This window comes from Stenotrophomonas sp. 82F1, assembly GCF_056861525.1.
Window position 1 is genome coordinate 288986 of record NZ_JBSPUD010000003.1, and the last position, 10327, is coordinate 299312.

General features: G+C 65.2%; 11 protein-coding genes. 5 read left to right on the plus strand and 6 right to left on the minus strand.

Annotated elements, in window-relative coordinates; translation table 11 throughout:
* Positions 1-140 precede the first annotated feature (140 nt).
* On the plus strand, positions 141-2306 hold the full coding sequence (locus AC13GI_RS05710) for a M3 family metallopeptidase (protein ID WP_099821155.1): 2166 nt from the start codon (positions 141-143) through the stop codon (positions 2304-2306).
* 138 nt (positions 2307-2444) lie between these two features.
* On the opposite strand, the gene cfa is transcribed toward AC13GI_RS05710, so the two are convergent.
* Genes cfa through AC13GI_RS05725 form a run of 3 tightly spaced genes read right to left on the minus strand, consistent with a single transcriptional unit; the run spans position 2445 to position 4803 of the window.
* A complete protein-coding gene (cfa, locus tag AC13GI_RS05715) occupies positions 2445-3563 on the minus strand; it encodes a cyclopropane fatty acyl phospholipid synthase (protein ID WP_482995765.1) in 1119 nt (372 codons plus the stop codon).
* A 19-nt stretch (positions 3564-3582) separates the two neighbouring features.
* Complete coding sequence (locus tag AC13GI_RS05720) at positions 3583-4464, minus strand: DUF3298 and DUF4163 domain-containing protein (protein WP_099821230.1); 882 nt, start codon at positions 4462-4464, stop codon at positions 3583-3585.
* A 36-nt stretch (positions 4465-4500) separates the two neighbouring features.
* A complete protein-coding gene (locus tag AC13GI_RS05725) occupies positions 4501-4803 on the minus strand; it encodes a GNAT family N-acetyltransferase (protein ID WP_089236171.1) in 303 nt (100 codons plus the stop codon).
* 208 nt (positions 4804-5011) lie between these two features.
* Here AC13GI_RS05725 and AC13GI_RS05730 point away from each other — a divergent pair, with 208 nt between their 5' ends.
* Positions 5012-5173 (plus strand): hypothetical protein, encoded by a 162-nt coding sequence (locus AC13GI_RS05730; RefSeq protein ID WP_165780990.1) that lies wholly within the window; start codon positions 5012-5014, stop codon positions 5171-5173.
* Between the two features lie 58 nt (positions 5174-5231).
* On the opposite strand, the gene AC13GI_RS05735 is transcribed toward AC13GI_RS05730, so the two are convergent.
* Positions 5232-5858 (minus strand): rhomboid family intramembrane serine protease, encoded by a 627-nt coding sequence (locus AC13GI_RS05735; RefSeq protein ID WP_025876742.1) that lies wholly within the window; start codon positions 5856-5858, stop codon positions 5232-5234.
* Between the two features lie 7 nt (positions 5859-5865).
* The gene (locus AC13GI_RS05740; protein ID WP_099821157.1) at positions 5866-7431 is read right to left on the minus strand and encodes a POT-type proton-dependent oligopeptide transporter; all 1566 of its coding nucleotides are present in this window, start codon (positions 7429-7431) and stop codon (positions 5866-5868) included.
* Between the two features lie 162 nt (positions 7432-7593).
* On the opposite strand from AC13GI_RS05740, the gene AC13GI_RS05745 reads away from it, so the two are divergent.
* Entirely contained in the window at positions 7594-8430 is an 837-nt protein-coding gene (locus AC13GI_RS05745; protein WP_482995766.1) for an endonuclease/exonuclease/phosphatase family protein, read from the plus strand.
* Positions 8431-8572: 142 nt separating this feature from the next.
* Here AC13GI_RS05745 and AC13GI_RS05750 read toward each other — a convergent pair whose 3' ends face one another.
* Entirely contained in the window at positions 8573-9184 is a 612-nt protein-coding gene (locus tag AC13GI_RS05750; protein ID WP_089236174.1) for a superoxide dismutase, read from the minus strand.
* Positions 9185-9408: 224 nt separating this feature from the next.
* Here AC13GI_RS05750 and AC13GI_RS05755 point away from each other — a divergent pair, with 224 nt between their 5' ends.
* The gene (locus tag AC13GI_RS05755) at positions 9409-9867 is read left to right on the plus strand and encodes a guanyl-specific ribonuclease (protein WP_482995767.1); all 459 of its coding nucleotides are present in this window, start codon (positions 9409-9411) and stop codon (positions 9865-9867) included.
* Positions 9864-10277, plus strand: coding sequence for a barstar family protein (locus AC13GI_RS05760; protein ID WP_099821159.1), 414 nt, complete (start codon positions 9864-9866; stop codon positions 10275-10277). Before AC13GI_RS05755 ends, AC13GI_RS05760 begins: the two co-directional genes overlap by 4 nt.
* Positions 10278-10327 lie beyond the last annotated feature (50 nt).

Below are 10327 nucleotides of genomic sequence, written 5' to 3' on the forward strand. Positions count from 1 at the left end.
TTCTCCATGGTACCCGGGGCAGCCAGCCATGGAGTGGCTGTGCAGCAGGGCGGCGTTGCCAGCATGCCTTTTGACACAAGTGCGGGCGCGCCGGGCCGGGTTACCCTCGGGCCCTTGTTTGCCTTACCGGAGTATCGACCTTGACCACCCGCCTTGCCCTTGCCGTGGCCATGACCCTCGGCCTTGCCCTGCCCGCCTATTCGGCCAGCGCCGCCACCCCGGCCGCTGCCAACGCCCAGCAGGCCAATCCGTTCTTCGCCGACAGCCCGCTGCCGCTGCATTTCCCGCAGTTCGACAAGATCAAGGACAGCGACTTCGCCCCGGCCTTCGACGCCGGCATGGCGCAGCAGCTGAAGGAAGTGGAAGCGATCGCCAACACCAAGGCCAAGCCGACCTTCGACAACACCATCATCGCCCTGGAAAAGAGCGGTGACACCCTGGACCGCGCGACCACCGTGTTCTTCAGCCTGGTCGGCGCCGATACCAACGACACCCGCAAGAAGCTGCAGGCCGACTATTCGGCGAAGTTCGCCGCGCACAGCGACGCAATCGCGCTGAACGGCAAGCTGTTTGCACGCATCCAGGCGCTGTATGACAGCCGCACCACCCTGGGCCTGGACGCTGAAGGCGTACGCCTGGTCGAGAAGTACTACGACAACTACGTGCGCGCTGGGGCCAAGCTGTCCGAGGCCGACAAGACCAAGCTGAAGGAAATGAACGCCGAGCTGGCCAACCTGGGCACCAAGTTCAGCCAGAACGTGCAGTCGGAAGTGAACGCTTCGGCGATCACCGTCAACGACGTCAAGGAACTGGACGGCCTGTCCAAGGAACAGATCGCCGCCGCCGCCGAAGCCGCCAAGGCCCGTGGCCTGGACGGCAAGTATGTGATCACCCTGCTCAACACCACCGGCCAGCCGCCGCTGACCAACCTGGCCAACCGCGCCCTGCGCCAGAAGATCTACGAAGCCTCCACCACCCGCGGCAGCCGCGGCGGTGAGTTCGACAACACCGCGCTGGTCGCGCGCATCATGCAGCTGCGTGCCGACAAGGCCAAGCTGATGGGCTTCCCGAACTTCGCCGCCTACAACCTGACCAACCAGACCGCCAAGACCCCCGAAGCGGTCAATGCGATGCTGGGCAAGCTGGCCCCGGCCGCGGTGGCCAACGCCAAGCGCGAAGCCGCCGACCTGCAGGCGATGATCGACCAGGAACAGAAGGCGGCGGGCAAGCCGACCTTCAAGCTGGAGCCGTGGGACTGGGCGTTCTACAGCGAGAAGGTGCGCCAGGCCAAGTACAACTTCGACGAATCGCAGCTGAAGCCGTACTTCGAGATCAAGAACGTGCTGGAAAACGGCGTGTTCTTCGCCGCCAACCAGGAATTCGGCCTGACCTTCAAGCAGCGCACCGACCTGCCGGTCTACCACGACGACGTCACCGTCTATGACGTGTTCGATGCCGACGGCAGCCAGCTGGCGATCTTCATCTTCGACCCGTACGCACGTGCGTCCAAGCGCGGTGGTGCATGGATGAACTCGTACGTCTCGCAGTCCAAGCTGACCGGCTTCAAGCCAGTGGTGGCCAACCACCTGAACATCCCGAAGCCGCCGGCCGGCCAGCCGACCCTGCTGACCTGGGATGAAGTGAGCACCACCTTCCACGAGTTCGGCCACGCCCTGCACGGCATGTTCTCGAACGTGAAGTATCCGTACTTCTCGGGCACCGCGGTGCCGCGCGACTTCGTCGAGTTCCCCTCGCAGGTCAACGAAATGTGGGCCGACAACCCGGCCATCCTGAAGAACTACGCCAAGCACTACCAGAACGGTTCGGTAATGCCGCAGGCACTGCTGGACAAGGTGCTGGCCGCGGCCAAGTTCAACCAGGGCTTTGCCACCACCGAGTACCTGGGCGCCGCCATGCTCGACCAGCGCTGGCACCAGATCGGCCCGGACCAGGTGCCGGCCGCCAAGGACGTGATGGCCTTCGAGCGCGCCGCGCTGGAGAAGGACGGCATCTACTACGCGCCGGTTCCGCCGCGCTACAAGACCCCGTACTTCAGCCACATCATGGGCGGCTACTCGGCCGGCTACTACGCCTACATCTGGTCGGAAGTGCTGGACGCCAACACCCAGAAATGGTTCCGCGACAACGGCGGCCTTAGCCGCAAGAACGGCGACCATTTCCGCGCGACCCTGCTGTCCAAGGGTGGCAGCGTGGATGCGATGCAGCTGTTCCGCGATTTCGCCGGCCACGAGCCGCAGATCGAACCGCTGCTGGAAAAGCGTGGCCTGACCGGCACCGGCAACTGATCGCCGGCACCACAGCGTGAAATGAAAACCGCCCGGGAGACCGGGCGGTTTTTTTTGCGTCATCCACGCATGGCGTGGATCTACCGCAGGGTTGCGTGATCCCAGTAGATCCACGCCATGCGTGGATGTTCCCGGCGATCACCGCGGTGCCACGTATCCCCCCGGCACGCCCTGCGGCGACAGCACCAGCTGCCACAGCTGCGCATGCCGGCTGCGGAACGTCGCCATCGATCCGGCCAGGTAGAACCGCCACAGGCGACGGAACCTCTCGTCATAGCGCTGGGCATCCAGTGTCGGCCACGCCGCTTCCACATTGCGTCGCCACGCCTGCAGCGTCAGGTCATAGTCGGTACCGAAGTTGTGCCAGTCCTCCAGCACGAAGCGCCCTTCAAATGCGCGGCTGATCTGCGCCGCCGACGGCAGCATCGAGTTGGGGAAGATGTAGCGCGCGATCCACGGATCAGTGCGATGGCGCGAGACGTTGCTGCCAATGGTGTGCAACAGCAGCAACCCGCGCGGCGACAGGCAGCGCCGCGCCACGTCGAAGAAACTGCGGTAGTTCTTGTCGCCGACGTGCTCGAACATGCCGATCGAGAAGATCGCATCAAACGGCTCGTCCAGTTCGCGATAGTCCTGCAGCCGGATCTCGATCGGCAGGCCCGCGCACAACTCACGCGCGTAGTCAGCCTGCTCCTGCGAAATGGTGACGCCCACGCCACTGACGCCATAACGCTCTGCAGCGAACTTCAGCGCCTCGCCCCAACCGCAGCCGATATCCAGCACGCGTTGCCCGGGGCGCAGCCCGAGCTTGCGGCACACCAGATCGAGCTTGGCTTCCTGCGCCGCATCCAGATCGTTGGCGTTGCGCCAATACCCGCAGCTGTAGACCAGGCGCTGGCCAAGCATCGCCTGGTACAGATCATTGCCGAGGTCATAGTGGCGACGGCCGACTTCATAGCTGCGCTGCCCGGCCTGCAGGTTGAACAGGCGTGCCTTCAAGGCGTCGGCCACCTCGCGCCAGCCGTGCACCCGTTCGTCCAGGTGCGCCTGCATCAGGTGGTACAGAAACTCATCAAGGACGTTGGCATCCCACCAGCCGTCCATGTAGCTCTCGCCCAGGCCGAGTGAGCCGTGCGCCATGACCCGCGCGAAAAAGCGCGGGTCATGCACCTGGATATCCTGCGGCCGGGTTCCATCGATCTGGACCCCGGCCTCGTGGAGCAGGCCGGTGACCCGCTCCTGCAACCCTGTATCCACGACACCTCCTCGTCTGCGGTTACCCGCGCGCGAACAGCTCCACGTAGTCCTTGGCCACGTGCGGCAACACCACCGAGGCCGGTACATCGGCGGTCTGGGTGCCATCCGAGTATGGACCCACCTGGTAGGGCGGGAACACGAAGCGCAGCGCGGTGATCTGACCCTTGTCGTCGGTCAGCGGCTGGAACTGGCTGAAATTGTCGGCCTGCGGACCGGTGCCGTCAGCGATCATCCGCGAGGCATTGCGCAGCGATTCCTGCAGCTGCGACGGGTCCATGTCCTCGCCGCTGAGGCGGGTGGCCACGCGCTCGCGCAGCTGGTCGGCGACAAAATCGCTGATCGCTTTCCAACCCTTGGCGTCAGTCACCAGCTTGTCGGCGCTCAGCATCTGCTGCTGCGCCGGCAGCCACACGAAACGTGCCACCAGCGGTTCGCCGTGGGCGCCACCGGTGTAGCGGCTGCCGTCGGCACTGACTACCACCAGCTGCGGCGTCTCCAGCAGCTTCTCGAAGCTCAGCGACAGCTCATAGGGCATGGTCGGCTTGTCGTTGCCCAGCCCGTCCAGCGCCTGCTGCAGATCGCTGCGGGCGGAGGTGGCATAGGCCTGCAGCGCGCGCGCCAGGCCCGGATAACGATCGATGCCCGCCGGGTAACTGATGCCGACCACTTCACGTTCGTTGTTCTCGATCACATCGCGCAGATCCAACGGCGCTTCCGCTGCGGGGGCCTCGGCGGTGCCAGTGGCTTCGGCCGCAGGTGCGGCGTCGGTGGCCGGTGCCGCCTCGTTCTCGCGCTGGCAACCGGCCAGCAACAGCACGCCCATAGCGCCGGCCAGCACGCTGGCGTGCAGTGGCCGGTTGTTTCCAATCTTCATCGGGATCCCCTGTTCATGTTCATACATCATCGCCTGCCCTGGCTGAAGCGTGGCCCGCTGGATTCAGCCCACAAGCAGATCGTGATACTCCTCGTGCCGCTGCAGGAAGGCCTCGGCATAGGCACATGCCGGCACCACCTTGTACTTCTGCTCCCGGGCGAAACGCAGTGCGACCCGGGTCAGCTCACCGGCAATGCCACGGCCAGCGATCGGCTCGGGCACTTCGGTATGGGTGATGACCATCCGCCTGCGCTTGATCTGGTAATCCAACAGTGCCACCTGCCCGCGCACGCGGGCCGTGAACCGGTGGTTGACCTGATCGTGTTCGACCTCGTAAGCCAGACCGGGGGGCGTGACCGAAGCCATGGGACTGTCTCCTGCGGCGACTGCGTGGATGGTGCGCACGCGGGCGCCATGATCGCGTGAAGCCTGAACAGGGACAAGTCTGCGCCCGCTGCGTCAGATGTTGCCCTCAAGCTGCAGTCCAGCCGGCCGCTAACCCCTCTGCAGGGGTGCGCCAGCTTGGCATGCCCCTTGCGACAGTCGACCAAGCGATCTGCCGTGGAGGCCCGCGATGCACCCCAGCGATTCCCATTCCGATACCGATCACGCCCTGCTGGAGGGCCTGCTGCAACTGGCCGTGGAGGGACAGACCGAAGACCAGGCGTTCCAGAGCATCGGCGAGGAAGTGTTCTCCCGCCTGCTCGATACCTACGGTCAGGAAACCCGGGCCTGACCCGGAGCGGGGCCGCAGCCCCGGGGGTCGGATCCAGCGGATCCGACCCCAACCACCCTCAACCGCCGCCGAGGCGGAAGGTCGGGTTGGACAGCTCGCGCAGGAAGTGACTGAAGATGCTCGGCTGCATGGCCAGCATGAAGATCACGCCGAACGCCGCACCGGCCAGGTGCGCGCTGTGGTTGATGCGATCACCACCGCGCTTGTCCATCCAGATGCTGTAGCCGACGTAGAACGCGGCATAGACGATCGCCGGCGCCGGGATGAAGAACACCAGGATGATCGACCACGGCTTGATCAGGATGAAGGCGAACAGCACCGCCGACACCGCCCCGGACGCACCGAGGCTGAGGTAGTTCGGGTTCTTCTGGTTCTTCAGGTAGCTGGGCAGGATCGAGACCAGCAGCGCACCGACGTAGAACGCCGGATAGACCAGGTAGCTGCCGGTCAGCTGCACCATCACGCTCTCGATGAATCCCCCGAAGAAGAACAGGGTGATCATGTTGAATATCAGGTGCGACCAGTCGGCGTGGATGAAGCCGTAGGTGATCAGGCGGTCGTACTGGCGGTGGCGATCCACCGCCGGCGGCCACAGGATCAGGCGGTCAGCCAGCTTGCGGTTGTTGAACGCCATCCACGACAGGATGGCGGTGATGGCGATCAACAGCAGATTGACGGGGGTCATGTCAGGCTCAGGCGGTGCGGTAGTTGTCGACCATACGATAGCGTTTCGCATACCAACCGAAGGCCAACGCCGCGACGAAAGCAAAACCGGCGAAGAAGAACATCAGGAATGCCGCCTCGCTCAGGCCCGTACTGGCGATCTTGTGGGTGACCGTGTCATTGCGCACGGCGGCATTGGACAGCAGCACCCACAGGTTGCCGATGGTGGTGGTCAGGTTCCAGAAGCTCATCACCACGCCCTTCATGGCCTGCGGTGCCTGGCTGTAGGCAAACTCCAGGCCGGTGGCCGAGACCAGCACTTCACCGAAGGTCAGCAGCGCGTACGGCAGCATCTGCCAGAAGATCGACATCGCGTTGCCACCATCCATCACCACCTGGATGCCACCGACCACGATCCAGGCCAGGCCGCTGAAGGCGATGCCGGCGGTCATCCGCCGCAGCGCGGTCGGCTCGAAGCCGAAGCGGCGCAGGGCCGGGTACAGCACCAGGTTGTTGAACGGGATGAGGATCATCACCAGCAGCGGATTCAGCGCCTGCATCTGCGAGGCGGTGAACCAGCTCGGCATCTGCATCTGCTGGCCCTGCAGCACCCAGGTCGAGGCCTTCTGGTCGAACAGCGAGAAGAACGGGGTGGTCAGCGCGAAGATCACCAGCACCCGCAGCACCGAGCGCACGCCCTCCACGGCTTCGGCCGGGTGCTGGCCGCGGGCGCGGTCCAGCTGCAGCCAGGTACCACCACCGATGCCCGCCAGGATCGACACCAGCGCCAGGCACAGGCAGATCACGATGCCAAGCGAGCCGACCAGGCCGAACGAGGCGACCGCCAGCACCAGCCCGACCACGGCCATGACCAGGCCCGGACGGCCCTGGCCGGCAACGCGCGCGGTCAGCGCAGTACGCACCACGTTGGCGAACGAATGCGGGTCCTTCGGCGGCAGCGGCACCAGCACGTAGCGCTTGCGGCCCAGCCAGAACACGAAGGTGGCGATGAACATCAGAATGCCCGGAATGCCGAAGGCCCACTGCGGGCCCCAGTTCTTCAGCACCAGCGGGATCAGCAGCGAGGCGAACAGCGAGCCGAAGTTGATGATCCAGTAGAACGCGTCGAAGACGATCTTGGCCAGGTGCTTGTTGCTCTGGTCGAACTGGTCACCCATGAACGAGGCCACCAGCGGCTTGATGCCACCGGCGCCGAGTGCGATCAGGCCCAGGCCGAGGAAGAAGCCCTCACGGCTGCCTTCGAACAACGCCAGGCACAGGTGGCCCATGCAGTAGACCAGGCTGAACCACAGGATGGTGTGGTACTTGCCGAAGAACTTGTCGGCCAGCCAGCCGCCGAGCAGCGGGAAGAAATACACGCCGATCATGAAGCTGTGCATGATGTCCTTGGCTTCACCGGCACGGCCTTCGGCAGTGATTTCCTGCAGCAGCAGCGAGGTGATCAGGAACTGCACCAGGATGTTGCGCATCCCGTAGAAACTGAACCGCTCGCAGGCCTCATTGCCGATGATGTACGGGATCTGGCGCGGCATCTTTCCCTGGCCGGCGATGGGGGCGACTGCGTCGTGGCTCATCCTGTAAGGCATTCCTGCAAAACGAAAGGCGCAAGAGTACCGGAACCTGTGCGTGCGAAGCACGCTGCAGGGCTGCATGACAGCCACGCCAAAGCATGGCAGGCGCATGCAGCCCTGCCGGAAGTCACGGAACCTGCACGGCAAAAGCGTAAACTTATCGTTATGCGCCCCCTGCCCTTTGCCCGCATCCTGCCCAGCTGCCTTGCCCTGATGCTGGCCGTGCCTGCGCTGGCCCGGCCGCAGGCGCCGCCGGCCGCAGGCCTCGGCGCGGAGGTGCGGCAATTGACCGTCGCCGCGCTGGAACTGCCCAGCCGTGACGAAGGCCAATGGAAGCAGCGCCGCGAACAGGTGCTGCAGCTGCTGACCGATCTGCAGCCGGATGTGATTTCGGTGCAGCAGGTACTGCAGCAGCAGGGGCGCAACCCGGCCTGCTGGTTGGCCAGCCGGTTGCGCTACAGCTGCGATTTCGTCACCGCCGACCCGCCGAGCCAGCCGGTCCGGCACGGCAACGCGATGCTCAGCCGGCTGCCGGTCAGCGAGGACGGGGTCACCCTGCTGCATCCACCGGGCACCTTCAGTGCCGCCGGCATGATGCGCCTGCGCCTGGGCGACAACGACGTCAACGTCTACGTCGCGCGCCTGCGGCCTGAACCCGACGAAGCCAATGCCCGGCAACACCAGACCAGCGACCTGATGACCTGGATCGGCGCCACGGCCGAGGGCATGCCGAGCCTGATCGCCGGAGATTTCTCCGCCAGTACCGTCGAGCTGGTGCGCAGCACGCCCGGCTTCCAGCCGGCCCGGCGCAATCCTGGCGCACCGGCGGCCAGCGGCGGCGGCGCCAGTGGCCATGGGCTGGATGTCCTGTTCCAGGTCAAGCACTTCGGCGGCATCCGCCAACAGGCGATCCTGCTGCCCGCCGATGGCGACCTGCCCGGCCTGCGCCTGGGCGTGATGGCGACGCTGCGGCTGCAGGACGTACCCGCCGCCACCGAATGAACGCGCCGCTGCGCTCGCCGGGCACGGCCCGGCGCTCCCCCCGTTTCCGGTAGCGCCGGGCCATGCCCGGCGGGTGCGGTCACAGACAAACAGAAAGGCCGGGGTCTCCCCCGGCCTTTCTGCGTTCACGCAGGCACTGCGATCAGGCGATCGCTTCCTGGTAACGACGCTCGACTTCGTTCCAGTCGATGACGTTGAAGAACGCGCCGATGTATTCCGGACGGCGGTTCTGATACTTCAGGTAGTACGCGTGTTCCCACACGTCCAGGCCGAGGATGGGGGTGTTGCCTTCCATCAGCGGGCTGTCCTGGTTGCCGCTGCTTTCGACCACGACCTTCTTGTCCGGGGTCACGCTCAGCCACGCCCAGCCACTGCCGAAACGGGTCAGCGCGGCCTTGGTGAAGGCATCCTTGAACTTGTCGAAACCGCCCAGGTCCTTGTCGATCGCCTTGGCCACATCACCGACCGGGTTGCCGCCGGCGTTCGGGGCCATCACGGTCCAGAACAGCGAGTGGTTGGCGTGGCCGCCACCGTTGTTGCGCACCGGGCCCTGCAGGTTCTCCGGCAGCGACTTCAGCTTCTTCACCAGCTCTTCGACCGGCAGGTCGGCGTACTCGGTGCCTTCCAGCGCAGCGTTGACGTTGTTGATGTAGGTCTGGTGATGCTTGGTGTGATGGATTTCCATCGTCGCCGCATCGATATGCGGTTCCAGCGCGTCGTAGGCGTAGGGCAGCTTGGGCAGGGTGTAAGCCATGATGCATCTCCTGATAGCGAGGGCACCCGACGGCATCGTCGGGCGGTGCGCGGTGAATGATGGGGACAGACCGCAAGATTACCAAGGGGGATGTAAAGGAAATTGCGTCCTGCAGGTGAGCATGCCGGCAATTGTTACCCGGCGGTGACGCAGCGCGCGCCCTCATGCAGGGTGCAGCGCGCAGGCGCTACAGTGGACGCACCACCCTCGCCCGTTCCTGCCCCATGCGCAACCCCCGGCTGTTGATCACCGCCATCGCCCTGCTGCTGCTCGGCCTGGTCGTCAATCATTTCATGCAGCGGCCGCCGCCGCCGCAGTTCGCGCCCGACCTGCAGAACACGCCGGCCGCCAGTGCACCGACGGTGCGCAGCGGCGGCAGTGACAGTGACGGCCTGCCCACGTTCCTGCCGGCCGAAGCCCGCCAGACCATCGCGTTGATCCAGCGCGGCGGCCCGTTCCCGCATCGCCAGGACGGCAGCACCTTCGGCAACCGCGAACAGCAACTGCCACAGCGTCCGCGCGGCTACTACCGCGAGTACACCGTCGACACGCCCGGCGCAGGCAACCGCGGTGCGCGTCGCATCGTCACCGGTGGCAACCCGCCCGATGCCTGGTACTACACCGATGACCACTACGCGTCGTTCCGCAGCTTCACCGTCCCGGCCTCTGGAGAGCGCCCATGAGCCACGATGATTTCGGCCTCGGCCTGCATGACATCAACAATGCCGGCGTCTACGCGATCGACACCTCGGATATCAGCGCACTGTCTGCGGCGATGCGTGATGCCGACCTGAAGGTGATCCGGATCGACCTGGATGGGGTGAGCGACAAGCGCACCCTGCTGGCACGGCTGGCCGCCCAGCTTGATTTCCCTGCCGGCTTCGGTGGCAACTGGGATGCGCTGGCCGACAATCTGCGCGACCTGCAATGGTTGCCGGCCAATGGCTATGCGCTGTTCCTGGCCGATGTCGATGCCCTGCGCGCCGGTGCAGGCAAGGAATTCGACACGCTGCTGGACATCCTTGATGAAGCCAGCCGTGACTGGGTGGGCCGCGACGTCCCGTTCTGGGTGTTCCTGTCGCAGAGCGCGTGACCTGGTAGAGGCCGACCTTGGTCGGCATGCACGTGTACGCGCATGGATCA